Consider the following 22,645-nt stretch of genomic DNA (forward strand, 5'->3'; position numbering starts at 1 on the left):
CGATAATGGCGCCCCTATGCCGTCCAACCCCTCCCAAGCCAGGCTGCTGTACGGCTTTCACGCCGTCACCGTGCGGCTCAAGACCGCGCCGCGATCGATCGACGAACTGATGGTCGACGGCAGCCGGCGCGACGCGCGCATGCGCCAGCTGCTCGCGCGCGCCGACGAAGCCGGCCTGCGCGTCATCGAGCTCGACGACGCGCGGCTCAACGCGCTGGTCGGCACGCATCGCCACCAGGGCGTGATCGCGCGCGTGCAGCCGGTGGCGCAGCCCAAGTCGCTCGACGACCTGCTCGACGCGGTGGAAGGCCCGCCGCTGCTGCTGGTGCTCGACGGCGTGACCGACCCGCACAACCTCGGTGCCTGCCTGCGCGTGGCCGACGGCGCCGGCGCGCACGCGGTGATCGCGCCCAAGGACCACGCGGTGGGCATCAACGCAACGGTCGCCAAGGTCGCCAGCGGCGCTGCCGAGACGGTGCCGTACTTCATGGTCACCAACCTCGCGCGCACCTTGAACGAGCTCAAGGAGCGCGACATCTGGATCGTCGGCACCTCGGACGACGCGCCGCGCACGCTCTACGAATGCGATCTCGTGCGGCCCGCCGCCCTGGTGCTGGGCGCCGAAGGGCCGGGCATGCGCCAGCTCACGCGCAAGACCTGCGACGAGCTGGTCTCGATCCCCATGAGCGGGGCCGTCGAGAGCCTCAACGTCTCGGTGGCCAGCGGCGTGTGCCTGTACGAGGCGCTGCGCCAGCGGCGCGGCTGACGCGCATGGACGCGGCGCTCGAGGCCTTGGCCACGACGGCGCGCGCCTGGCTGTCGCAAGCGGAATCGATCGCGGTGCTCACGGGCGCGGGCATGTCCGCCGAGAGCGGCATCCCGACCTTCCGCGATGCCTTGACCGGGCTGTGGTCCAGGTTCAATCCGGCCCAGCTCGCCAGTGAAGAGGGCTTTCGCGCCGATCCGGCGCTCGTGTGGAACTGGTACGCCGAGCGGCGCGAAGGCGTGCGGCGCGCCGAACCGAACGCGGGGCACCGCGCGCTGGCGGCCTTTCAGGCGAGGCATCCCGGCCGCGTCACGCTGGTCACGCAAAACGTCGACGACCTACACCAGCGCGCCGGCAGCACAGGCGTGATCCGCCTGCACGGCGACATCCTCGAGGACCGCTGGCTCGAGCGCCGATCTCACGCCTGCGATCTCGCGCAGGCCCAGCCGGGCACGCCGCCGCGCTGCGCGGTCTGCGGCAACCTCGTGCGTCCGGGCGTCGTGTGGTTCGGCGAGATGCTGCCGGCGGCCGCGCTCGCAGCGGCCGAGCGGGCCGCACAGCGCTGCGACGCGATGCTCGTGATCGGCACGTCGGGTGCCGTGTGGCCCGCTGCCGGCCTCGCGCATGCGGCGCGCCGCGCCGGCGCGCGCGTGATCGTCGTCAACCCGCACGACAGCGAACTCGACGAGGTGGCGCACCTGCGCCTGCAAGGCACGGCCGCGGCCGTGCTGCCGGCGCTGCTCGATGCGCTCTAATCGCCCCATCGAAGTCCGCATTCCGGGGCCGCCGCCATGCCCGTCATCGAAGTCCAGCATCCCCTCGTCAAGCACAAGCTCGGCCTCATGCGCGAGGCCGACATCTCGACCAAGAAGTTCCGCGAGCTGACCGCCGAGGTGGCGCGCCTGCTCGCCTACGAGGCCACGGCCGACTTTCCGCTCGAGAAAACCGAGATCCAGTGCTGGAGCGGCCCGACGCTGGTCGACCAGATCAAGGGCCGCAAGGTCACCGTCGTGCCCATCCTGCGCGCCGGCCTGGGCATGCTCGACGGCGTGCTCGACATGGTGCCCAACGCGAAGATCAGCGTCGTCGGTCTCTCGCGCAACCACGACACGCTGCAGCCCGAGCACTACTTCGAGAACTTCGTCGGCCACCTGGGCGAGCGCACCGCGCTGATCATCGACCCGATGCTGGCGACCGCCGGCTCGATGATCGCGACCGTCGACCTGCTCAAGCGCAAGGGCTGCCAGGACATCCGCGCGCTCGTGCTGGTGGCCGCGCCCGAGGGTTGCAAGGCGCTTTCCGCGGCGCATCCGGAGGTGCGCTGCTGGACCGCGGCGATCGACAGCCATCTCAATGAGCAGGGCTACATCATCCCGGGCCTCGGCGACGCGGGCGACAAGATCTTCGGGACGAAGTAGCTCCGAGCTCGGGCCCGGCCGCGCGGCCTCAGAACGCCTGGCCGCCGCGCATCCTGCGATCCGCCCACACGCTGAGCGCCAGCGCCGCCAGCACCCAGCCCAGCCCTACCCAGTGGATCGCGCCATACACGGCGCGTCCGGTGTCGCCGGCCGCGACGTGGGCCGCGACGATGGCGCCGCCGCCGGCCGCGCCGACTGCCTGGCCGAGGTAGATCGCCGAGGTGTTGAGTGCCATCAGTGCCGGCGCCAGCGCGGGTGCCGCTTCGCCCAGGCGTGCCTGCTGGGCCGAATTGGCGGCGAACAGCGCCAGCGCCCAGGGCACGAGGATCAGGGCCGTCGATGCAAAGCCGCGCCCCAGTGGCCACAGCAGCAGCGAGGCGGCGATCATCGCCAGCAGCAGGGCCACCACGCGCGAGGCGCCGACGCGATCGATGTGGCGGCTCAGCAGCACGTTGCCCACGACGCCGAAGGCGCCGAACCAGGCGAACAGCAGGCTGATCTCGGTCGCACCGGCCGAAAGCACGCTCTTGTAGTAGGGCGCGAAATAGGTGAAGACGGTGAACTGCCCCGCGCCCGACAGCGCCGTCACGACGACGATCGCCATCAGCACCGGATGCGTGAAGACCTCGCGCCAGGCGCGCAGGCTCATCGCCGGCGGCCGCACGCCGTCGGGCACCACGTTCCACACCCAGGCGGCGCCGACGAGCCCGAGCGCGCCCACCAGCGCGAAGGCGTAGCGCCAACCGAAGGTCTCGCCGATGAAGCTGTGCAGCGGCATGCCGAACACCGAGGCCACCGACCAGCCAAGGAAGATGAAGGTGATCGCGCGGCCGCGCTGCTCGGGCGGCGCGAGCGAGCCGACCGCGGCGGCGGCCTGCGGCGTGAACACCGCGGCGGCCAGCATCGTCAGGGCGCGCAGCGGCGTCAGCAGCGCGTAGTTCGGCGCCAGCGCGCACACCGCGTGGCCGATGCCGTACCAGACCAGCGACCAGGCCAGCAGACGGCGCCGGTCGATGCCGCCGACCGCGGCGGCGAGCAAGGGCGCGCCGACGCACATCACGACCGCCGCCACCGTGATCAGCTGGCCGCCGACGGCCACACTCACGTCGAGCGAGCGGGTGAGGTCGTTGAGCGAGCCGGCCACGACCATCACGCCGCAGCCGATCACGAAGTTGCCGAACAGCAGCGACCAGCGCAGCGCGGCGAGCCGTTCCCCGGCGCTGGCCGTCAGCGTGCTCACCCGCGCAGCACCTTCAGCGCGTCCGGGTTGACGATGTTCGTCGGCTCGCCCTTCATGAAGGCCAGCACGTTGTCGAACGCGGCGCTGAAATACATCTCGTAGCTGTCGAGCTCGACGTAGCCGATGTGCGGCGTGCACACCGCGTTCTCGAGCCGCAGCAGCGGGTGGCCCTGCAGGATGGGTTCGCTCTCGAACACGTCGACCGCGGCCATGCCCGGATGGCCCTTGTTGAGCGCCGAGACCAGCGCGCCTTCTTCGACCAGCTCGGCGCGCGAGGTGTTGACGAACAGCGCAGAGGGCTTCATGCGCAGGAGATCGTCGAGCTTGACGGCGCTGCGCGTCGCGTCGCTCAGGCGCAGGTGCAGGCTGAGCACGTCGCTGTCGGCGAAGAAGGCCTCGCGGGAGGCGGCGGCCTCGTGGCCGTCGGCGCGCGCGCGTTCGCGCGAGGCCTCGCTGCCCCAGATCTGCACCTTCATGCCGAACGCGCGGCCGTAGCCGGCCACCAGCTGGCCGATGCGCCCGTAGCCCCACAGGCCCAGCGTGCGCCCGCGCAGCACGGTGCCGAGCGCGAAGTTCGGCGGCATCGAGGCCGATTTCAGGCCCGACTGCTGCCAGGCGCCGTGCTTGAGGTTTCCGATGTACTGCGGCAGCCGGCGCGTCGCCGCCATGATCAGCGCCCAGGTCAGTTCGGCCGGCGCGACCGGCGAGCCCACGCCCTCGGCCACCGCGATGCCCAGGCGGGTGCAGGCCTCGATGTCGATGTGCGAGCCGACGCGCCCGGTCTGCGCGATCAGCTTGAGCCTGGGCAGCTTCTCGAGCAGCTGCTTCGGGAAGGCCGTGCGCTCGCGCACCAGCACGAGGATGTCGGCGTCGCGCAGGCGCACCGAAAGCTGGCCGATGCCCTTGACGGTGTTGGTGAAGACCTTGGCATTGCAGCCGTCGAGCTTGGACGCGCACTTGAGCTTGCGTACCGCGTCCTGGTAGTCGTCGAGGATGATGATGTTCATGGGCGCTCGGCGTGTGCGGCGATTGTGCATGCCATGTCGCCTGCGTGCCCGGCCCATGTCCGATAGCATCCCGGCCTTTCGCACACTCTTGCCCCGGACGACGCCATGTCCATCACCATGCACTCCGCCAGCGTCCCGATCTTCAAGCGCACGCTCGCCAACCTCGCGGCCTGGCTCGACAAGGCCCAGGCCCACGCCGAGGCCAAGCGCTTCGACACCGGGGTCTACCTGCAGGCCCGCCTCGCGCCGGACATGCTGCCCTTCGTCAAGCAGGTGCAGATCGCCTGCGATTCGGCCAAGCTGTGCGTGGCGCGCCTGACCGGCGTCGAGGCACCCAAGCATGCCGACACCGAAGCCAGCTTCGACGAGCTGCGCCAGCGCATCGCGCAAACGATCGCGTTCATCGAGTCGGTGCCGGCCGAGCGCTTTGCCGGCACGGAAGCGATGCAGATCTCGGTGCCGCGCCGCAGCGGCGAGCCGCTGCAGTTCGACGGCGAGAGCTACCTCAAGCACTTTGCGCTGCCGAACTTCTTCTTCCACTGCACCACCGCCTACGCGCTGCTGCGCCACAACGGCGTCGATCTCGGCAAGCAGGACTTCCTCGGCGCGCGCTGAAGCCCTGGGCCGGCCCGGCGGCGATCAGCCCCCGGGACAACCCCCGTCTGGTAAGCCCCGATACCGTGTGCGGTCGCGGCGATAAAACTCGTTCGTGATGAAGTGGTTTCTGCGCATCGGGGCGGCGTTGCTGCTCCTCGCCGGGCTCGCGGCGGCAACGCTCGCGCTCTACGTCATGCGGGCCAGGCCGCTGGTCGATGGCGTGCTGCCCGTGCGCGGGCCGTTGGCCGACCTGGTGATCGAGCGTGACGCGCAAGGCGTGCCGACGATCCGCGCCGCCTCGCCCGAGGACGCGTGGTTCGGCCTCGGCTTCGCGCACGCGCAAGACCGCCTGTGGCAGCTCGAGACGCACAAGCGCATCGCCGCCGGCCGGCTCGCCGAGGCCTTCGGCCCCGCCGCCGTCGAGACCGACCGCTTCCTGCGCGCTCTGGGCGTGCGGCGCGCCGCCGCCGAGCAGTGGGCCAAGGCCGACGCCGCGACGCGTCGCGCGCTCGAGGCCTACGCCGCCGGCGTCAACGCCTGGCGGCGCCAGCACCTGCGCGCGCGCCCGCCCGAGTTCCTGCTGCTGGGCATCGAGCCCGAGGACTGGACGCCGGTCGACAGCCTGGCGTGGTCGATCATGATGGCCTGGGACCTGGGCGGCAACTGGGGCACCGAGCTGCTGCGGCTGCGGCTTTCGCTCTCGATGCCGGTCGAGCGCGTCGCGCAGCTGCTGCCGCCGCCTGGCGGCGAGGCGCCGCCGCCGGTGCGCGACTACGCGACGCTGTTCCGGCGGCTGGGCCTGGCCGCCGGCGAGACCGGCACGGCCTCGGCGTCGCCGAGCAGCTTGTTCGCGCGCGTCGTCGGCGAAGGCGCGGTCGAGGGCGCAGGCTCCAACAACTGGGTCGTCGCCGGCAGCCACAGCGCCAGCGGTGCGCCGCTGCTGGCCAACGATCCTCATCTCAAGCTCAGCGCGCCGGCGCTGTGGTACTTCGCGCGGCTGCACGCGCCGGGACTCGAGGTCGCGGGCGCGACGATGCCGGGGCTGCCGGTCGTCGTGCTGGGCCAGAACCGCAACCTCGCCTGGGGCTTCACGAACACCAACCCCGACGTCCAGGACCTCTACCTCGAGCGGCTCGATCCTCGCGATCCCGGCCGCTACCAGACCGGCGAGGGCGGCGCGCGCGACGGTGAGCGCTGGGCGCGCTTCGAGAGCTTCGACGAAGTCATCAAGGTCAAGGGCGCGTCCGATGTGCGCTTCACCGCACGCCGCAGCCGCCACGGCCCGGTGATCTCCGACGCCGGCAGCGCCGCGACCGCGGGCCTGCTGGGCGAAAGCGAACACGGCGCGCCGCGCTACGCGATCGCGCTGCGCTGGACCGCGCTCGACCCGGACCCGGGCGCGGTGTCGGCCGGGCTGGCGTTCAACCGCGCCGGGTCGGTCGAGGAGTTCATCTCCGCGGCGGCGCGCTACACCGCGCCGATGCAGAACATGGTGGTCGCCGACCGCGAGCACATCGCCTTCGTCGCGGCCGGGCGCGTGCCGCTGCGCAAGGCCGAGAACGACCTGCGCGGCCTCGTGCCGGCGCCCGGCTGGGATGCGCGCTACGACTGGGACGGTTTCATCGACGCCGACCAGACGCCGCGCGAGATCGATCCGCCGCGCGGCTGGATCGCCACCGCAAACCAGCGCATCCACGGCCCGCTGTACCCGCACTACCTGACCAGCGAATGGGCCGCGCCCTACCGCCACCAGCGCATCGAGCAGCTGCTGGCGGCCACGCCGCGCCACACGCTCGAATCGCTGGCGTCGATCCAGCGCGACGAGCTATCGCTGGCCACGCGCCGGCTGTTGCCGCAACTGCGCGCCGCGCGCTCCGATCACCCGCTGGCGGCCGAGGCGCAGCGCCTGCTGGCCGACTTCGACGGCACGATGGCGGCCGATCGCCCCGAGCCGCTGATCGTGTGGGCCTGGGTGAGGCAGCTGACGCAGGCGCTGTTCGCCGACGACGTCGGGGCCGCGCTCTACGAACGCCAGCTCGGCAGCCGCAGCTTCCGCGAGGCGCTGGAAAACGTGCTCGAGCGCGACGACACGAGCTGGTGCGACGACCGCGGCACGCCGGCGGTCGAGACCTGCGCGATGCAGCGCGACGCGGCGCTGACGCGTGCGCTCGACGAGCTCGCGGCGGCGCACGGCCACGATGTCTCGCGCTGGCGCTGGGGCGATGCCCACCATGCGCGCGCCGAGCACCGGCCGTTCAGCAAGGTGCCGGCGCTGGCGCGCTGGTTCGAGCTGCGTGCGCCGGTCGGCGGCGACACCTTCACGGTCAATGTCTCGCGCGTCGGCCTGCGCCCGGACGCCGCCACGGGCGAGCTCTACCTCAACGAGCACGGCCCGAGCCTGCGCGCGCTGTACGACCTGGCCGACCCGCAGCGCTCGCGGGTCATGCACTCCAGCGGGCAAAGCGGCCTGGTGTTCGAGCCGGGCTACCGCGACTTCCTGCAGCCCTGGCAGCGCGCCGAGTACCTGCCGCTGTGGGGCGACGGCGCGCCGGCTTCGCACCGGCTGGTGCTTCAGTCCCGGTGAACGTCGGCGCCGGCTGTGCCGGGTGCGGATCAGTCGAGGCGCAGGTCGACGGTGTGCGCGAGCTCGGCGGCGAGCCGCGCGGGGCGGTCGCGGCGCGCCTGCGCGAGCGCTTCGCGCGCCCGCTGCACCTGGGCGCCGACGTCGCCGTGCGGCATCTCGTGGGCGTCGACTTCGTGCACCGGTGCGCAGACGAATGCCTCGTCGCTCCACCAGACGTAGACGGGGTGGCCGGCGGCCAGTGGCGCGGCGCCCGGTGCGGTGCGAAAGCGAAGAACGCCGTTCGGCAGCTTGATGCGCACCTCCGATGCGCTTGCGCAACGGCCGTGGCTGCGGCGCGACTTCAGCTTTTCGATCAGGGCCGGCGTGACGTCGCCGGTCGGCGCACAAAGAAGATGGCGGTCGTACATGGTTGAGCGAGACGGTCGTCGACATGACTATCGGCCGTTTGCCGCGGCGCTGCAGAGGTCTTACACCGCGATACCGAATCGAACCCGCGGCAGCATTTGACGCAACGCAACCGCGCCGTCCTGCGCCTGCCTAAGCTGGCGGCCATTCGCCTTCGCGATCTGCAGGAGCGCCCACCATGTCTTCAGAGCTTCGTTCCCTTCTGGTCCACGTCGACGGCAGCACGCGCTGCGCGGCGCGACTGAGCCTCGCGCGCTCGCTGGCCGCCGAGCACGGCGCCCATGTCGACGCGCTGATGGCGGTCTCGCCGAGCTTCGCGGACCTGCCGTTCGCCTACGCCGCCGGGCCCGAGGCCGCGGCGGCGATGCAGGCGATCGACACCGATCGGCACCATCGTGGGCGCATGAGCTTCGAAGCCGCCAGCCGGGGCCCCGGTCCGCAGATGCATTGGAGCGATGCCGGCAGCGCGCCGCCGGTCGCGGCCTTCGTCGAAGCCGCGCTGTGCCACGACCTGCTCGTGCTCGGCCAGCGCGATGCCGATGACGCGTCGAGCTACGGCACGCCGCCCGATTTCGTCGAGGCGGTGGTACTCGGCAGCGGCAAGCCGGCGCTGGTGCTGCCCTATGCGGGCAGCTTTGAGCAGGTCGGGCGCGAGGTGCTGATCGCCTGGAAGCCGGGCAAGGAATCTGCGCGGGCCGTCGACGGCGCGCTGCCGTTGCTGCGCGCGGCGCGCCAGATCCACGTACTGCGCGCGGCCGAAGGCGACGAGTCGCCGGTGACCGCGCAGGCCCAGGGCGCGCTCGAGGCGCACCTGGCGCGCCACGGCATCGCCGCGCCGGTGGTCCAGCACGGTCGCACCGGCCCGTTGTCCGGCGAAGCGCTGCTGTCGCTGGCCAGCGACGTCGGTGCCGACCTGCTGGTCATGGGCTGCTACGGCCACTCGCGCGCGGCCGAATGGGTGCTCGGCGGCGTCACCCGCACGGTGCTCAAGGCGATGACGGTGCCGACACTGCTGGCCCACTGAGCCAGGCGCCGCGGCGTCGCGGCGCCTTCTCAGCCCAGCGCCGCAATCAGCAAGGCCTGCAAGCCCAGGCGCTCGTGTGCCTGGGCCAGCATCGACAAGGCGCTCGCGGACACCGGTCCGCCGCCGGGCAGGCGCAGCCGCTCGGCCGCCGTGCGGCCGGGCACGAAGACGAAATCGCAGGACGCTTGGTCGCCAGGCGCGCCGTCGCCATCGACGGTCGCCAGCGTCGGTGCCTGCACTTGCAGCGAGAGCAGCGTCGCCAGTTCGGCCATCGCGCGTGTCAGTGGCGCGGTGGCATCCGAGAGTTCGAGCCGCAGCGTGCGCAGCGCACGATCCGACCAGGCCTGCATCGTCAGCAGGTCGCCGAGCAGGCGCAAGGGGTGCGCCGGATCGGCCAGGCCGTTGGTCACCGGCACGCCGGCGTAGAGCTCGATCTGGTCGACCAGCGCTTCGGGCAGGCCGCAGCAGTCGACGCCGTCATAGAGCCGGCCCAGCATGCGCGCCAGCTCGGGCAGGCGTTGCACGGGCGCGCTGAGCAGGGCATTGGCATCGACTTGCGAAACCTGGGCGCCGAGCGCCGTCGCGCAGTCGATGAAGCCTTGCGCACCGTGGCCGTCGAGCGATCCGACCAGGGCCAGGTGGCGACCCGAAAGCGCCGCGCCGGCGCTGGCGGCGGCTGCGTCGCCGCGCAGTCCCGCGGCGATGTCGAACAAACGGGCCATCTCGCGCGCCGACAGGCGCTGCGCGGACCAGAGGGAACGATGGGGAAACTTTTCGGAAGCGGGCATGGCGGGCGCGAACCGCGCTAACGACGCGGTGTCGCCAGCCTACGCGGGCTGCGCCGCGCCCACTTGATGGCCGTCAAGCGCGCAGCAGGACGCCGGCAATCGCCTCGACCAGCTGCTCGCGGCGAAACGGCTTGCGCAACAGGTCGAGACCCGCCGGCACCTCGGGCAGGTCGCCCGCGAATCCCGACATCAACAGCACCGGCAGCCCGGGGTGCAGCGCGAGCGCGCGGCGCGCCACCTCGGTGCCGCGCAAGCCGGTGCCCAGCGCGACATCGGTCAGCAGAAGATCGCAGGCTTTGCCGTCGGCCAGCGCGCGCAGCGCTTCCTCGCCGGTCGAGTAGCTCGCCACCTCGCAGCCCAGCGCGACGAGGTGGCGGCGCACGATGCGCCGCACCTCGGCGTCGTCTTCGACCAGCACGATGCGCAGACCAGGCGGCAGCGAAGCCGCGGCCGGCGCGCGCGCGGCCGCGGCGCTGCCTTCGGCCGCCAGCGGCAGGTACAGCGTCACCGTGGTGCCGGCCTGCAAGGCGCTGTCGAGCGTCACGGTGCCGCGCGACTGGCGGGCGAAGCCGTAAACCGTGCTGAGGCCCAGCCCGGTGCCGTAGCCGGTCTCCTTGGTGGTGAAGAAGGGCTCGAAGGCGCGCTCGCGCACGTCGTCGCTCATGCCGGCGCCGGTGTCGGATACGGCCAGCTCAAGATAGGCGCGGTCGGGGTCGAGCCCTTCGTGGCCGGGCGTGGCGGGCAGCACCGTCGCGCGGCGCACGGTGAACGACAGGCGACCGCCGCCGGGCATCGCGTCGCGCGCGTTGATCGCGACATTGAGCAGGGCCGATTCGAGCTGGCCGGCGTCGGCCCAGCACTCTGAGCAGCCGTCCTCGATCTCCACGCCGATCTCGATGCGCTGGTCCAGCGTGCGGCGCAGCATGTCGGCCAGCGAGCGCACCAGGGCGCCGGCATCGACGTGCGACGGCTGCAGCACCTGGCGGCGCGAGAACGCGAGCAGCTTGCGCGTGAGCTCGGCGCCGCGGCGCGCCGCGCGCGCGGCCGCGTCGACCGTCTCGCCGCTCAGCGGGTCGCCGGCCACTGCCGGCAGCTCCTCGAGCACCTGCAGGTTGCCGGCGATCACCGTCAGCAGGTTGTTGAAGTCGTGCGCGATGCCGCCCGTGAGCTGGCCGACGCTTTCGAGCCGCTGCGCATGCGCGAGCTGCTCCTCGGTCTCGGCGCGCTTGTGCGTCGTGGCCAGCACGTTGGCCAGCGATTCGAGGAAGCGCTGCTCGTCGGCACCGAAGCGCTGCGACTGAGACGACGCGGCGAACACGGCGCCGACCGCACGGCCGCGGTCCGACAGCGGCACGGCGAGCGCGCTGGCCAGCCCGTCATCGGGCGGCGCGAACGCCAGTGTCTGGCCCTCCTGGATTGCGCGGCCGAGCTCCGACTCGCGCCAGCCGGCGATCTCGTCGCCAACGCGCAGCGGCGACGCGCCGGCCTGACTGGCCAGGCGCAGCACGCGGCCTTCGCGCTCCAGCAGGAAGACCGCGCAGCGCTCGATCTGCAGCGCGTCCTGGGCCGTCTGGGCGGCACGGTCGAGCAGGGCGGCGGGCTCCGCCGCGTCGACCGCAAGCCGTCCGAACTGCGCCAGCTGCTCCGCGTAGCGCGCACGCTGCAGCGCCTGGCGCACGCGCGGGTACGCGCCGATGCCGCGGATCGCGGCCACCACGTAGGGCAGGCCGTGCTGCTGAAGCGGGCTCAGCGCGATCTCGACCATCACTTCGCTGCCGTCCTTGCGGCGCGCGACGAGGTCCATCTGCGTGCCCATCGGACGCGAGCGCGGCGCGCGACCGTAGGCCTCGCGGTAGGCGGCATGGTGGCTGCGGATCGCGTCGGGCACCAGCTGGTCGACCGACAGGCCCACCAGCTCGTCCAGGCCCCAGCCGAGCAGCTCGGCGGCCATCGGGTTGGCCTGCACGATGCGCCCGTCGCCGCCGACCACCAGCAGCGCGTCGGGATAGGCGGCGAACAGCGAGCGGAACAGGCCGTCGTCCTGGGGCGGCTGCACGGGCGGCTCGAGCTCCATGGGCTACTCGACGCTCGGCACGAACAGGTAGCCGGCGCCGCGCACCGACTTGATGATCTGCGGCGACTCCGGATCGGCCTCGATCTTGCGGCGCAGCCGCGCGACCTGCATGTCGATCGTGCGGTCGAAGGGGCCGGCCTCGCGGCCGCGGGTGTACTCGAGCAGGGCGTCGCGCGAGAGCACCCGCCCCGGATGCGCGACGAAGGTCGCCAGCAGGTCGTATTCGCCGGTGGTCAGCGCGACCTCGCGGCCCTGGGCGTCGCATAGACGCCGTGCCGCGGTGTCCAGCGTCCAGCCGGCGAAGCGGCGGCTGTGCGTGGCGCCCGGGGCGGCTTGCGATGCAGCGCCCGGTTGCGGGTCGAGCCGTCGCAGCACCGCCTTGACGCGGGCGACCAGCTCGCGCAGGTCGAAGGGCTTGGTGACGTAGTCGTCGGCACCGAGCTCCAGGCCGACCACGCGATCGACCGCGTCGCCGCGGCCGGTGACGATGACGAGGCCGCAGCGCCACTGCTCGCGCAGGCGGCGCGCGACCGTGAGGCCGTCGTCGCCCGGAAGGCCCAGGTCGAGCAGAACCAGCGCCGCAGGATCGGCGGCCATCAGGTCCGCCAGCGCGGCGGCGTGGTGGAGTTCGCTGACGCGAAAGCCGTGGCCCTGGAAATAGCGGGCCACCAGGCGGGTGATATCGGCTTCGTCGTCGAGGATGGCGATGTGAACGGCAGCGGTCACGTTGGGCGGGGGCGCATCGATGCCAGGGTGGGGGACCCCCGATCCTAGACCGCCTGCGCACGCCGCGGCGCTGCCGCGCGGCAATGACTCCTCTACTGGAGGGTCGCCCGCGCCGGTGCGCAGCAGCGCTCGATGAAGCGCTCGAGCGCGCCGATGTCGGGGATCTGCAACTCGCGCCGCGCCTTCTCGGCAAAGCGGATCACCTGCTCGCGCGCCAGACGCGAGAGCGCGCGGCTGACGCTTTCCAGCGTCATGCCGAGGAAGTTGCCGATCTCGGCGCGCGTCATGCGCAGCGTGATCTGGTCGGTGCGCAGGCCGCGCTCGGCGAGCGATTGCGCCCAGTCGCGCAGGAACTCGGCGACGCGCGCGTCCGAGGGCAGGGTGCACAGCGACATCATGCTGGTGCGGTCGCGCGCGATCTCGCGGCTCATCGCCGCGTGAAGCGCCATCATCAGCGCCGGCTCGGCGCGCGCGGCGTCGACCAGCGCGTCGTAGCGCAGCGTGAGCACCGCGCCGGTGTCCATTGCGATCGCGTCGCAGTCGTGGCGGCCGTCGGCGATACCGTCGAAGCCCAGCCAGTCGCCCTTGAAGCGCACCGCGACCACCTTCTCGCGGCCGTCGGGCGACACGTTCACCACCTTGAAGCAGCCCGAGTGGACGATGTGCAGGTGGGTGAAGCGGTCGCCGGCCTTGTAGACGGCCTCGCCGGCGCGCAGCATGCGGCGCTGCACCTCGACATGGCGCTCGATCAGCCCCAGTCCGTCGACGCGCGGGATCGTGTGATGCGAGGCGCTCGCGCTGGGGGCCGGCCGCTGGTCGGCCAGGTGATGCACGAGAACGCGCGGGGCGGGTTGGACGGCGGCTTGCAGCGGCATCGTGATCTCCGGTGGATGGTCCGTGACGGGGCGTTGGGTGAACGTTAGTCAGGGCCTGCCACGCGCATGCCAATGCCGCGCATCGCTGCGTAACGCTGCGTCACAACGGTGTGACGCGATGTGACGTTGAGGGCCGTCAGCGGCGCGCGGCGCGCTGCCGCTCGATCTCCGATTGGCAGGCCGCGCAGCGCAAGGCGGCGGGTTGCGCCAGCAGCCGCTGCGCGGCGATCGGCTCGCCGCATTGCATGCAGATGCCGTAGGTGCCGCTTTCCAGGCGGTGCAGCGCGGCCTCGACGCTCACGATCTCGTCGATGTCGCGGCGCTCCTCGGCGTTTCGCACCGCGGCGAACTGCGCCTGCGTCGCGCTGTCCTTCTGGTCGCTCACTTCGCTGGCGTCGTGGTCCTCGGCCGGCGGCGACGCGCGCTGCAGGTCGGCGCGCAGGTCACCGAGCCGCAATTCGAGCAGGCGGCGCAGGGTGACGTGATCCAAGGCAATGGCATGGTCCATGGCAAATCTCCACGGCTCGAACGCTAGCCGGTTCGGTCGGCCGGCGGCTTGCGCGCTGTCAAGAAGTGGTGCGCGTACGGCGCAGCCCGGCTGCCGCCGATCGTGACCCGGGGAACTTGCCGGCCCGACGCCGCACCCAGCATGCAGGAGCGCGTGCCGCGCGACGCCTCGCACGAGGAGGCGACTCGCCGCGGCGCGGATCGCAGCCAGCATGGATCGCCGGTTCGAGCCTCTGGGCCATCATGCGCACCGTCGCGTCGCGGCGCTGTGCGCGGTGGCCGCGCTGCACGTGCTGGCGGCGCAGGCGCTGTGGAGCGGCCTGGCGCGCGAGGCCGTGCCGCTGGTGAAGAAGCCGCTGTCGGCCCGCGTGGTGGCCGAAGTCGAGCCACCGCTCCCGCCACCGCTCCCACCACCGCCACCGCCACCCCAGCGCGTCGTGCCGGCGTCGCCGCGTCCCCTTGCCGCGCCCCCGCCGCCTTACGTGCCGACGCCGGAGGTTGCCGTGCCGCCGACGGCGGTTTCGCCGATTGCCGAGACGAGCCCGATCATGCCGGCCGTCGAGCCTCCGATCGTCGTGCCGCCTGCGCCGGCACCGCTGATGGCCGCGGGCGCCGGCGAGCGCGCGGTCGATGTGGCGATCGCATGTCCGACCCAGGTGCGCCCGGAGATCCCGCGCCGCGCGCTGCAGGAACACATCTCCGGCGTCGTGCGCGCCGAGGCGCTGGTCAGCCGCGGCGCGATCCGCGACGTCACCGTCGCGTCGGGGCCGCGCGTCTATCACGCCGCGGTGCGCGCGGCGATGCTGCAGTACCGCTGCCTGTCGAGTGAGCAGGACGTGCGCGTGGTGCAGGAGTTTGAATTCCTGGTGGATGAAGGCTCATGAACGGTGCCAGGAACACGCCGCCGCTGGCGTAGTCAAAGCGGTGCAGTCGACGTCGTTGCTTGAACGACAGGAGGTGTGACCATGAAGCAGCTGAGGCATTGGCAAGATGCGGTCAACGCCGTGCTGGGGGCCTGGCTGGTGCTGTCGCCGTGGGCCATCAGCTACGCGGACGAGACCGCCGCGATGGCCAACGCGGTGGTGATCGGACTGGCGCTCGTCGCCGTGGCGGCCGGCGCGATCTTCGTGCCGCGCGCCTGGGAAGAGTGGTCCGAAGGCGCGCTGGGCCTGTGGATGATCGTCGCCCCCTGGGTGCTGGGCTTTGCGGCCCATCTGGACGCTCGCAATGTCGCCGTCGGCACCGGCGTGGCGATCCTGGTGCTGGCACTGTGGACGCTGGCCACCGACAAGGAGTACAGCGCCTGGTGGCGGCGCGACCGCACGGTGCACTGAGCATCGCCGCTTGACCATGGGCGGCACGCGGTAGCGCGCGCCGCCCATTTTTGTTGCGTCAGAAACGGCCGGTCATGGGCAGGCACTGCGATTGCCGCAGGCCGCCGTCGGTGGTCTGGCGAGCACGGGCTTGCGCCGCCGCAGGAGGATCGTGATGCAAGCAGCCGATTCGCAGCCGCGGCGCGCGGACGATGGCGCCCGGCCGCCGCCCGACGAGATGCCCTCGTATCAGGAACTGCTGGACGAGGCGATCGAGGAGACCTTCCCCGCCAGCGACCCGATCGCGGTGAGCGGCGCGACGCACGCCGATCGCGCGCATCCGACGCCGCGCGATGCGATCGACTGGACATTGCAGCCCGAGCACGACCCGAAGGTCCGCCGGCAGCCCTGAGCGGCATGGCGACGGGCTGCACGCAAGCACAGCACCTGCGCATCCTCCTCAGGCGGAAGGATGTGACGGGCCTTGACAGCCCGTAAGGTGCCAACGTCCGTCCGGGAAAGGGTGTTCGAGAACCGCTGGTCCGGACCGCTCGACCTCATGTCATCGATCAGCTGTAAGAGGTGACAGTGTCTCGCGGCCCGAGCCGGTGGTCAGATCGACGATATGGGACGCGCGATCGACGAAGCATCGTCGCCAGAGGAGCCGGGCGTTTCGCCCGTGACATCGCTGGCCGACTGGCCTGCCGGCCCCGGCGAGCGTCGCCTTGCGCTGGCCGTGGCGTTGGCGTCGACCGTCATCTTCCTCGCCTGTGCGCCCTTCGCGCAGCGGCAGCTGGCGCCGGTCTGGGCCTTCATTCCGATCTACGAGTCGGCACTCGTCATCACCGACCTGATCACGGCGGTGATGCTGCTCGGCCAGTGCCTCATCGGCGGCTCGGCGGCATTGCTCGCGCTGGCCTGCGGCTACCTGTTCACCGCCGCCGCCACGACCACGCACGCGTTGAGCTTTCCGGGCCTGTTCGCGCCCGCCGGCCTGATCGGCGCGGGCCCGCAGAGCACGGCCTGGATCTACATGTTCTGGCACGGCGGCTTCCCGCTCTTCGTCATCGCCTACGCGCTGCTGCGCGGCGGCCGCCGCGATGCGCTGCCGCGCGATCGGCGGCGCACGGCGATCGTTGCCGCGGCCAGCGCGGCGGCGGTGGCGGCCGCGCTGGGGGCCGCCGCGGTCGCGACCGCCGGCCAGGCCTTGCTGCCGCCCATCATGAGCGGAAACCGCTACACGCCGGCGATGGTCTTCGTCGTCGGCGCCACCTGGTGTTCGAGCCTGGTGGCCCTCGCGTTGCTGGCATGGCAGCGGCGGCTGGCGTCGGTGCTCGACCTGTGGCTGGCGGTCGTGCTGTGTGCGTGGCTGTTCGACGTGGGCCTTTCGGCCGTGCTCAACGCCGGGCGCTTCGACCTCGGCTTCTATGCGGGCCGTGCCTACGGGCTCGCGGCGGCGACCTTCGTGCTCGCGCGCCTGCTGCTCGAGAACGGCGTGTTGCACGCGCGCCTGGTGCATGCCCATGCGCGCGAGACGCTGCGCTCGGCGGAGCTTGGGCGCGTGATGCATCAGCTGCAGTCGGTCAATGCGGAACTGAGCGAGTCGAACCGACGCCTGGAGGAGCAGGGGCGCTTCAAGTCGGAGTTCCTGGCCAACATGTCGCATGAGCTGCGCACGCCGCTCAACGCGATCATCGGCTTCTCCGAGATGCTCAAGAACGGCATGGCCGGCGCGGTGTCCGAGCGGCAGCGCAGCTTCGCCGGCTACATCCTGGACGGCGGCCATCACCTGCTCGCGTTGATCAACGACATCCTCGATCTCTCCAAGATCGAGGCCGGCCGCATCGAGATCGAGCCCGAGCCGCTGCGGCCCGATGCGCTGCTGCACGAGGTGACGACGATGGTCACCGAACAGGCACGCAAGCGCGGCATCGGCCTGGAGCTCGTCGAGCACGAAGACGTCGGCCTGATCGACGCCGACCGGCGGCGCATCAAGCAGGTGCTGCTGAACCTGCTGTCCAACGCGGTCAAGTTCAGCGCCGAGGGCGCGCAGGTGCGCATCGACCTGCGTGTCGTGGCGCGTGAGCGCGCCGCTTCGGGCCTGCCGGGCTTTCACGAGGGCATGCGGCTGCCGCTGCCGGAATCGGCGACCGAGCGCTTCGTCGAGATCTCGGTGTCCGACAGCGGCATCGGGATCGCGCCGCAGGACATCCACAAGCTGTTCAAGCCGTTCACGCAGATCGCCAATGCGGTGACCCGCAACGTCGAGGGCACCGGACTGGGCCTGGTGATCGTGCACCGACTGGTGGAACTGCACGGCGGCGCAGCGGCGGTGACCAGCGAGGCCGGGCGCGGCAGCTGCTTCACCGTCTGGCTGCCTTGCCGCCCCGAGGAGCGGGCACAGCAGAGTGCGCCGGCCGCGAAGTCGCGGCCCGTCGTGCTGGTGATCGAAGACCACCACGAGGCCGCTTTGCTGATGGCCGCCCAGCTCGAGGCGCTCGGCCTGGCCGTGCGGCGCGTCGCGTCGGCCGAAGACGCGCTGGCGCTGGCCGACGAGTTCACGCCTCACCTCATCACGCTCGACATCATCCTGCCCGGCATGGACGGCTGGGAGTTCCTCGCCAAGCTCAAGGGCATGCCGGCGTGGGCCGCCGTGCCGGTGGTCGTCGTGTCGGTCGCGGCGGAGCCGGGCAAGGGCTTTTCGCTCGGTGCCTCGCTGGTGCTGCAAAAGCCCATCGAGCACCAGGCACTGGCCAAGGGCCTGGAGCGCCTGGGCCTGGTGCCCAACGCGCAGCGAGAATGCACGGTGCTCGTGGTCGACGACGACGCCGAGTCCGTCGAGCTGCTGTCGTCGCAGCTGCGCCAGCGCCGCTACACCGTCTTGCGCGCGCTCGGCGGGCGCGAAGGCATCGAGCTGGCCCGGCGCTTTCGGCCCGACCTGATCGCGCTCGACCTGGAGATGCCCGGGGTCAGCGGCTTCGACGTGGTCGAGGCGCTGAAGGCCGACCCATCGACCGCGCACATCCCGATCGTCGTCGTCACGGCGCAGGACCTGAGCGCCGGCGACCGGCTGCGCCTGAACGGGCAGATCCAGGACATCGTCGGCAAGTCTCAGTTCGACCAGGGCCGCTTCATCGGCGAGGTGCAGCGCGCGATCGGCCCGCTCGGCGAGGCGGCGCTGCACTGATTGCCGGATTCGCGGCCGCCGCGGGCCGCAGCAGGCCGCGTCAGGCCACGCGGGTGCTGCGCTCGAGCTGCAAGGCGACGCGCAGGCTGCGCATCAGGGCCCGGTTGATCTCCCGCGGCGTCACGAAGGCCGCGGCCGCGGCACGGCGGATCGCGTGCGGGTCTTCCGACTCGATCGCGCGCGCGAGCTCGAGCGCCACGAAGCAGTCTCCCCGGCCGTCGACCAGGGCCGTGCGCACGCGCTCGGGAACCGCCAGCGTGGCCAGCAGTTCGCCGATCGGGCGCGCGAGGATGTGGTCGAGCAGCGAGAACACGCCGCACATGAACATCTCGCTGCGCAGCGCGGGATCGTCGGTGACCGAGGTCAGCTCGCGCATCAGCAGGCCGCGGCGCAGCGCCGCGAAGTTGACCGGCTTGAGGTGCACGGTCTCGGCGGTGCGCGCCAGCACGCCGGCCAGCCAGCGCCGCAGATGCTGGTGGCCGAGGATCGAGATCGCCTGGCGGAACGAGCCGGTCTCCAGCCGCAGCGGCCCCGGCGAGGCGCTGCGAACATGCCGCATGAGCTCGAAGGCCAGCACCGGGTCGCGCACCAGCACCTGGTCGATCGCGTCGGCCGGCTCGTTGCGGTCGATGCGCGCGATCATCTCCAGCACCACCTGCAGGTCCGGGCTCGCCTGCGAACGCCGCGGCGTCACCGGGTCCTCCAGCGGCCAGCCCATCACCGCGATCGCACCGCGCTCGAAGCTTTGCCGCATCTCCTCGGTCGTCCGCACGCCGGTCTGGATGCAAGGCAGGATGCGCTGCACGCCTTGCGATGGCGTTGGCGCGCCGACGCGGCGCTCTTCGCCGATGTCGACGACCGACCACTTGAAGCAGTGCAGCACGGCGCGCGGCAGCTCGACGCGCGGGCGGCCCTTCATCAACAAGATGTTGCCGCGCGCGGCCAGCTCGATGATCGCCGCCACGCCGGCCGTCTCGGCCGCCAGGAAGGCCGGCACCTCGATCATGATGTTCGGGTCCGGGCGCGCCCGCAGCAGCTCCTTGAGCAGGCTTTCCGACGCCACGTTCAGCGACACGGCGCCGCTGTCGATCGGCCACACGCGGCCCACGGCCTCGAGCAGCGCGCCGGCGTCCAGCGTTCGGTGGGGACTCACCGGCACCACGGTCAGGCGCGTCGCGACGACGCCGTGGTGGCGGTCCATGATCGGTGAGTAGCCGAGCAGCACCTGGTCGAGCACGTCGACCGGCAAGGCCTCGGCCGCCGGCACGGTCTCGATGCCAGTGGCGCGCCATTGGGTGGGCTGGTTCAGGCCGGCACCCGGTGCCGGCGGCTGCGCGCCGGCGTCGCTGCCGAGCACGACCTCGTCGACGATGGTGTCCAGCCAGTCGAACGAGGTCAGCGACTGCGGCGTGGCCGTCTCGGCCGGCTTGGCGGTCGTGGCGCCCTTTCCAGCCGCCGTGGTGGCGGGCTGATCGAGGTCGTCGATCGAGCGCAGGCGCAACTCGATGCGTCCGCTGCCGGACGGGTCGGACGGCGATGGCGCGTTCGGCGCGCCGGTGGGTGGTTTGCTGGCTGGCCCGCTGGTCATGGCATTCCTGACAGCGGACACTAAGCCGGCCGTCCGTCCGCGGCATCCTACAAATGGAGGAGGAGGGCGCCGGCGACCGCCGCGCAGACTCGCGAGGTCAGAAGGGAGGTTTGGCACGGTGGCTTGTGTCCTGGTCGTCGACGACCGTGCCGCCAACCGTCACTACGTGGCCCAGGTGCTCGCGCACGCCGGCCACGAGGTGCTGCAGGCGGCCGACGGCAGCGAAGCGCTCGACGTGGTCGAACAGGCGCGCCCGCACCTCGTGATCACCGATGTGCTGATGCCGGTGATGGATGGCGTCGAGTTCGCGCAACGCGTGCGGGCCAGCGCCCGGCTGTCGGCCACGCGCGTCATCTTCTACACCGCCACCTACCGCAGCAGCGATGCGCGCCGACTGGCCGATGCCTGCGGCGTCCACACGGTACTCGCCAAACCGGCCTCGCCCGCGGCGCTGCTGACGGCGGTGGAGGATGCGCTGTCGCGCGCCGGGTCGTCCGCGGCAACCGAGAGCGACAGCGGCGACGACGAAGACCGCTACGGCACGGTCTCGGCCTGGAGCATGCTGAGCCGCAGCCTGGCCGGCGAGGCCGAGGCGCCGGCGCGCGGCACGACCTCGGGCGCCTCGGTCGAGCATGCGCGGCTGCGCCGCAGCGCCTCGCGCATGGCGGCCCTGATGGAAGCCACGCTGGACCTCGCGGCCGTGCGCGAGCGGCGCAGCTTCCTGAAGCTGTTCTGCGACGCCGCGATGCGCCTGCTCGACGCGCGCGGCGCCGTGCTGGCCCTGGTCGACGACGCGCTGGTGATCCGCGAGGTCGAGGCGCGCGGGCTGGCGCCGCCGTCCGCCCAGACGCTGCTCGGCCACCCGGTCGACGGCAGCGCGCTGGCGCTGGTCTGGCATGCGCACGGCAGCGTGCGGCATTCGCTCGGGCCGGACGCGCTGCCGGGCGCCGTCGGCCCGGGGCCGTGGTCGGCGCTCGCGGTGAGACTGGGGCCCAGCCACGCCGGGAATGGGGCGCTACTGCTGTGGCGCGCCGCCTCCGACGGCGGCTTTGACGACGACGACGAGATGTTCGCGCTCGCCATGGCCGCCGAGTTCGCGGTGCTGATCGAGTTGCTCGACACTCACGCGAGCCTGAGCGCCAGCGCCGCCGAGCTGCGCATCGAGGCCGACCAGCGCCGCCATTCCGAGCAGGCCCTGGCGCGTTCGCACCGGGAGCTGGCGTGGTTCTCACAGCGCCTGCTCGAGCAGGAGAAGGGCACGACGCAGCGCCTGGCGCTGGCTCTGCACGACGAGCTCGGCCAGACGCTGGCCGCCCTGCGCCTGGTCCACGATGCCGCGACGATGCGCGGCTCAGGCGCGATCGCCGCCGACGAGGCGCGGCGCATCGGCGAGCTGATCGGTGTCGCCCACCGGCAGCTGCGCGGCACGCTGAGCGGCCTGCGCCCGGCGCTGCTCGACGAACAGGGGCTGATCGCGGCGATCGAGCGCGAGCTGCGCGAGTGCACCCGGCTCTACCCCCAGGTTGCGCTGGTGCTGCACTCGCTCGCCGGCGCCCGTTGGCCCGCGGATGTCGAGTACGCCGCGTTCATGGTCGCGCGCGAGGCCCTGCACAACGCGCTGCGCCATGCGCAGGCGCGCTCGGTCAGCGTGTCGATCGAAGGCGCGCGCGGGCGGCTGGCGCTGCGCGTGGCCGACGACGGCATCGGCATGGCGCAGCTGCCGGCCGAGCAGCCGGGGCACCTGGGCCTGGTCGGCATGCGCGAGCGCGCGCGCACGATCGGCGCCATCCTGGCGATCGAATCGACCGTGTCCGGCGGAACAACCGTGCGGCTGGAGTGGAAGGAACCCGAACCATGCGATGCCGGATCTACCTGATCGACGATCACGCGCTGGTGCGCGAAGGCCTGCGCACGCTGCTGCAGACGGCCGGCCACGAGGTCGTGGGCGAGTCCGACGACCCGGGCACGGCGAGCGTCGAGATCGCGCGGCTGGAGCCCGATGTCGTGCTGCTCGACCTGCAGCTGGGCCAGCGTTCCGGCTTCGAACTGTTCGACGACGCGCGGCGGCGCGCGGTGAAGTCGCGCATCGTCGTGCTGACGATGTCGCAGCGGCCGCAGCACATTGCCGATGCGCTGCGCCTGGGTGCGCACGGCTACGTGCTCAAGGGCTCCTCGTCGGCCGAACTTTTGCGGGCGGTCGAGGCCGCGGCGCGCGGCGAGCGCCATCTCGGGCCCGACGAGGCCGAGCTCGCGGTGCGCGGCCTGACGGAGGCGGCGTATTCGGCGCGCGCGCTGTCGGCGCGCGAACGGCAGGTGGTGGTGATGGTCGCGCGCGGCGCCTCGAGCGCCGAGATCGGTGAGCAGCTTCACCTCTCACCGAAGACGGTCGACACCTATCGCAGCCGGCTGATGCGCAAGCTCGGCCTGGCCGATGCGGCGGCGCTGGTGCGCTGGGCCGTGCGCGAGGGCATGGTCGATCTCGATGAGCGTTAGCACGCCGCGTCGAACAGGCGCTAGTCTTGGTTCTTTGAAGGCGGTGATCCGGC

At 72.0% G+C, this 22,645-nt stretch carries 21 protein-coding genes; 12 read left to right on the top strand and 9 right to left on the bottom strand.

Going from position 1 to position 22,645, the window contains the following annotated elements:
- Nucleotides 1-16 precede the first annotated feature (16 nt).
- From rlmB to upp, 3 genes are read left to right on the top strand one after another with little or no spacing between them, the layout of a single operon-like run.
- Nucleotides 17-766, top strand: coding sequence for a 23S rRNA (guanosine(2251)-2'-O)-methyltransferase RlmB (rlmB, locus tag ACO2TI_RS10830; RefSeq protein ID WP_423284220.1), 750 nt, complete (start codon nucleotides 17-19; stop codon nucleotides 764-766).
- 5 nt (nucleotides 767-771) lie between these two features.
- Nucleotides 772-1,521 (top strand): SIR2 family NAD-dependent protein deacylase, encoded by a 750-nt coding sequence (locus tag ACO2TI_RS10835; protein ID WP_423284221.1) that lies wholly within the window; start codon nucleotides 772-774, stop codon nucleotides 1,519-1,521.
- 36 nt (nucleotides 1,522-1,557) lie between these two features.
- A complete protein-coding gene (gene upp, locus ACO2TI_RS10840) occupies nucleotides 1,558-2,184 on the top strand; it encodes a uracil phosphoribosyltransferase (RefSeq protein WP_423284223.1) in 627 nt (208 codons plus the stop codon).
- Nucleotides 2,185-2,212: 28 nt separating this feature from the next.
- Here upp and ACO2TI_RS10845 read toward each other — a convergent pair whose 3' ends face one another.
- Together ACO2TI_RS10845 and ACO2TI_RS10850 are read right to left on the bottom strand one after the other, a co-directional pair.
- Nucleotides 2,213-3,424 carry an MFS transporter gene (locus ACO2TI_RS10845; RefSeq protein WP_423284225.1) on the bottom strand — a complete coding sequence of 404 codons (1,212 nt, stop codon included), beginning with the start codon at nucleotides 3,422-3,424 and terminating at the stop codon, nucleotides 2,213-2,215.
- Nucleotides 3,421-4,431 (bottom strand): D-2-hydroxyacid dehydrogenase family protein, encoded by a 1,011-nt coding sequence (locus ACO2TI_RS10850; protein ID WP_423284226.1) that lies wholly within the window; start codon nucleotides 4,429-4,431, stop codon nucleotides 3,421-3,423. Before ACO2TI_RS10850 ends, ACO2TI_RS10845 begins: the two co-directional genes overlap by 4 nt.
- 105 nt (nucleotides 4,432-4,536) lie before the next feature.
- Between ACO2TI_RS10850 and ACO2TI_RS10855 the strand changes: the two genes are divergently transcribed.
- Both ACO2TI_RS10855 and ACO2TI_RS10860 read left to right on the top strand, forming a co-directional pair.
- Nucleotides 4,537-5,046, top strand: coding sequence for a DUF1993 domain-containing protein (locus ACO2TI_RS10855; RefSeq protein WP_423284227.1), 510 nt, complete (start codon nucleotides 4,537-4,539; stop codon nucleotides 5,044-5,046).
- Nucleotides 5,047-5,143: 97 nt separating this feature from the next.
- Nucleotides 5,144-7,612 carry a penicillin acylase family protein gene (locus ACO2TI_RS10860; protein ID WP_423284228.1) on the top strand — a complete coding sequence of 823 codons (2,469 nt, stop codon included), beginning with the start codon at nucleotides 5,144-5,146 and terminating at the stop codon, nucleotides 7,610-7,612.
- A gap of 29 nt (nucleotides 7,613-7,641) precedes the next feature.
- On the opposite strand, the gene ACO2TI_RS10865 is transcribed toward ACO2TI_RS10860, so the two are convergent.
- A complete protein-coding gene (locus ACO2TI_RS10865) occupies nucleotides 7,642-8,019 on the bottom strand; it encodes a hypothetical protein (RefSeq protein WP_423284230.1) in 378 nt (125 codons plus the stop codon).
- A gap of 176 nt (nucleotides 8,020-8,195) precedes the next feature.
- Here ACO2TI_RS10865 and ACO2TI_RS10870 point away from each other — a divergent pair, with 176 nt between their 5' ends.
- Entirely contained in the window at nucleotides 8,196-9,041 is an 846-nt protein-coding gene (locus ACO2TI_RS10870; RefSeq protein ID WP_423284231.1) for a universal stress protein, read from the top strand.
- A 29-nt stretch (nucleotides 9,042-9,070) separates the two neighbouring features.
- Here the strand turns inward: ACO2TI_RS10870 and ACO2TI_RS10875 are convergent, their stop codons facing one another.
- The 5 genes from ACO2TI_RS10875 to ACO2TI_RS10895 form a co-directional block, all read right to left on the bottom strand.
- A complete protein-coding gene (locus tag ACO2TI_RS10875) occupies nucleotides 9,071-9,829 on the bottom strand; it encodes a hypothetical protein (protein ID WP_423284233.1) in 759 nt (252 codons plus the stop codon).
- Between the two features lie 73 nt (nucleotides 9,830-9,902).
- Nucleotides 9,903-11,903, bottom strand: a complete 2,001-nt coding sequence (locus ACO2TI_RS10880; RefSeq protein WP_423284235.1) for a PAS domain S-box protein — start codon at nucleotides 11,901-11,903, stop codon at nucleotides 9,903-9,905.
- 3 nt (nucleotides 11,904-11,906) lie between these two features.
- The gene (locus tag ACO2TI_RS10885; protein WP_423284237.1) at nucleotides 11,907-12,629 is read right to left on the bottom strand and encodes a winged helix-turn-helix domain-containing protein; all 723 of its coding nucleotides are present in this window, start codon (nucleotides 12,627-12,629) and stop codon (nucleotides 11,907-11,909) included.
- A 92-nt stretch (nucleotides 12,630-12,721) separates the two neighbouring features.
- On the bottom strand, nucleotides 12,722-13,504 hold the full coding sequence (locus tag ACO2TI_RS10890; RefSeq protein WP_423284238.1) for a Crp/Fnr family transcriptional regulator: 783 nt from the start codon (nucleotides 13,502-13,504) through the stop codon (nucleotides 12,722-12,724).
- A gap of 136 nt (nucleotides 13,505-13,640) precedes the next feature.
- The gene (locus ACO2TI_RS10895) at nucleotides 13,641-14,012 is read right to left on the bottom strand and encodes a TraR/DksA family transcriptional regulator (protein WP_423284240.1); all 372 of its coding nucleotides are present in this window, start codon (nucleotides 14,010-14,012) and stop codon (nucleotides 13,641-13,643) included.
- Nucleotides 14,013-14,223: 211 nt separating this feature from the next.
- On the opposite strand from ACO2TI_RS10895, the gene ACO2TI_RS10900 reads away from it, so the two are divergent.
- From ACO2TI_RS10900 to ACO2TI_RS10915, 4 genes are all read left to right on the top strand, one after another.
- A complete protein-coding gene (locus tag ACO2TI_RS10900) occupies nucleotides 14,224-14,895 on the top strand; it encodes an energy transducer TonB (RefSeq protein ID WP_423284241.1) in 672 nt (223 codons plus the stop codon).
- Nucleotides 14,896-14,976: 81 nt separating this feature from the next.
- Nucleotides 14,977-15,345, top strand: a complete 369-nt coding sequence (locus ACO2TI_RS10905; RefSeq protein ID WP_423284243.1) for an SPW repeat protein — start codon at nucleotides 14,977-14,979, stop codon at nucleotides 15,343-15,345.
- Nucleotides 15,346-15,499: 154 nt separating this feature from the next.
- Complete coding sequence (locus ACO2TI_RS10910) at nucleotides 15,500-15,736, top strand: hypothetical protein (protein ID WP_423284244.1); 237 nt, start codon at nucleotides 15,500-15,502, stop codon at nucleotides 15,734-15,736.
- 267 nt (nucleotides 15,737-16,003) lie between these two features.
- Complete coding sequence (locus ACO2TI_RS10915) at nucleotides 16,004-18,511, top strand: response regulator (protein WP_423284245.1); 2,508 nt, start codon at nucleotides 16,004-16,006, stop codon at nucleotides 18,509-18,511.
- A gap of 40 nt (nucleotides 18,512-18,551) precedes the next feature.
- Here ACO2TI_RS10915 and ACO2TI_RS10920 read toward each other — a convergent pair whose 3' ends face one another.
- Complete coding sequence (locus ACO2TI_RS10920; RefSeq protein ID WP_423284246.1) at nucleotides 18,552-20,099, bottom strand: HDOD domain-containing protein; 1,548 nt, start codon at nucleotides 20,097-20,099, stop codon at nucleotides 18,552-18,554.
- Nucleotides 20,100-20,217: 118 nt separating this feature from the next.
- On the opposite strand from ACO2TI_RS10920, the gene ACO2TI_RS10925 reads away from it, so the two are divergent.
- Nucleotides 20,218-21,975: a response regulator gene (locus ACO2TI_RS10925; protein ID WP_423284247.1), complete on the top strand. Its 1,758-nt coding sequence runs from the start codon at nucleotides 20,218-20,220 to the stop codon at nucleotides 21,973-21,975.
- Complete coding sequence (locus ACO2TI_RS10930) at nucleotides 21,954-22,592, top strand: response regulator (protein ID WP_423284248.1); 639 nt, start codon at nucleotides 21,954-21,956, stop codon at nucleotides 22,590-22,592. Before ACO2TI_RS10925 ends, ACO2TI_RS10930 begins: the two co-directional genes overlap by 22 nt.
- The last annotated feature ends 53 nt before the right edge of the window (nucleotides 22,593-22,645 follow it).

This window comes from Caldimonas sp. KR1-144, from assembly GCF_049446155.1.
GTDB lineage: Bacteria > Pseudomonadota > Gammaproteobacteria > Burkholderiales > Burkholderiaceae_C > Rivibacter.

What these genes read in the sequence shown, in the direction of transcription:
- rlmB (WP_423284220.1), top strand. Translation starts at nt 17, where the DNA reads ATGCCGTCCAACCCCTCCCAAGCCAGGCTGCTGTACGGCTTTCACGCC.
- ACO2TI_RS10835 (WP_423284221.1), top strand. Translation starts at nt 772, where the DNA reads ATGGACGCGGCGCTCGAGGCCTTGGCCACGACGGCGCGCGCCTGGCTG.
- upp (WP_423284223.1), top strand. Translation starts at nt 1,558, where the DNA reads ATGCCCGTCATCGAAGTCCAGCATCCCCTCGTCAAGCACAAGCTCGGC.
- ACO2TI_RS10850 (WP_423284226.1), bottom strand. Translation starts at nt 4,431, where the DNA reads ATGAACATCATCATCCTCGACGACTACCAGGACGCGGTACGCAAGCTC.
- ACO2TI_RS10855 (WP_423284227.1), top strand. Translation starts at nt 4,537, where the DNA reads ATGTCCATCACCATGCACTCCGCCAGCGTCCCGATCTTCAAGCGCACG.
- ACO2TI_RS10860 (WP_423284228.1), top strand. Translation starts at nt 5,144, where the DNA reads ATGAAGTGGTTTCTGCGCATCGGGGCGGCGTTGCTGCTCCTCGCCGGG.
- ACO2TI_RS10865 (WP_423284230.1), bottom strand. Translation starts at nt 8,019, where the DNA reads ATGTACGACCGCCATCTTCTTTGTGCGCCGACCGGCGACGTCACGCCG.
- ACO2TI_RS10870 (WP_423284231.1), top strand. Translation starts at nt 8,196, where the DNA reads ATGTCTTCAGAGCTTCGTTCCCTTCTGGTCCACGTCGACGGCAGCACG.
- ACO2TI_RS10875 (WP_423284233.1), bottom strand. Translation starts at nt 9,829, where the DNA reads ATGCCCGCTTCCGAAAAGTTTCCCCATCGTTCCCTCTGGTCCGCGCAG.
- ACO2TI_RS10880 (WP_423284235.1), bottom strand. Translation starts at nt 11,903, where the DNA reads ATGGAGCTCGAGCCGCCCGTGCAGCCGCCCCAGGACGACGGCCTGTTC.
- ACO2TI_RS10890 (WP_423284238.1), bottom strand. Translation starts at nt 13,504, where the DNA reads ATGCCGCTGCAAGCCGCCGTCCAACCCGCCCCGCGCGTTCTCGTGCAT.
- ACO2TI_RS10895 (WP_423284240.1), bottom strand. Translation starts at nt 14,012, where the DNA reads ATGGACCATGCCATTGCCTTGGATCACGTCACCCTGCGCCGCCTGCTC.
- ACO2TI_RS10900 (WP_423284241.1), top strand. Translation starts at nt 14,224, where the DNA reads ATGGATCGCCGGTTCGAGCCTCTGGGCCATCATGCGCACCGTCGCGTC.
- ACO2TI_RS10905 (WP_423284243.1), top strand. Translation starts at nt 14,977, where the DNA reads ATGAAGCAGCTGAGGCATTGGCAAGATGCGGTCAACGCCGTGCTGGGG.
- ACO2TI_RS10910 (WP_423284244.1), top strand. Translation starts at nt 15,500, where the DNA reads ATGCAAGCAGCCGATTCGCAGCCGCGGCGCGCGGACGATGGCGCCCGG.
- ACO2TI_RS10920 (WP_423284246.1), bottom strand. Translation starts at nt 20,099, where the DNA reads ATGACCAGCGGGCCAGCCAGCAAACCACCCACCGGCGCGCCGAACGCG.
- ACO2TI_RS10930 (WP_423284248.1), top strand. Translation starts at nt 21,954, where the DNA reads ATGCGATGCCGGATCTACCTGATCGACGATCACGCGCTGGTGCGCGAA.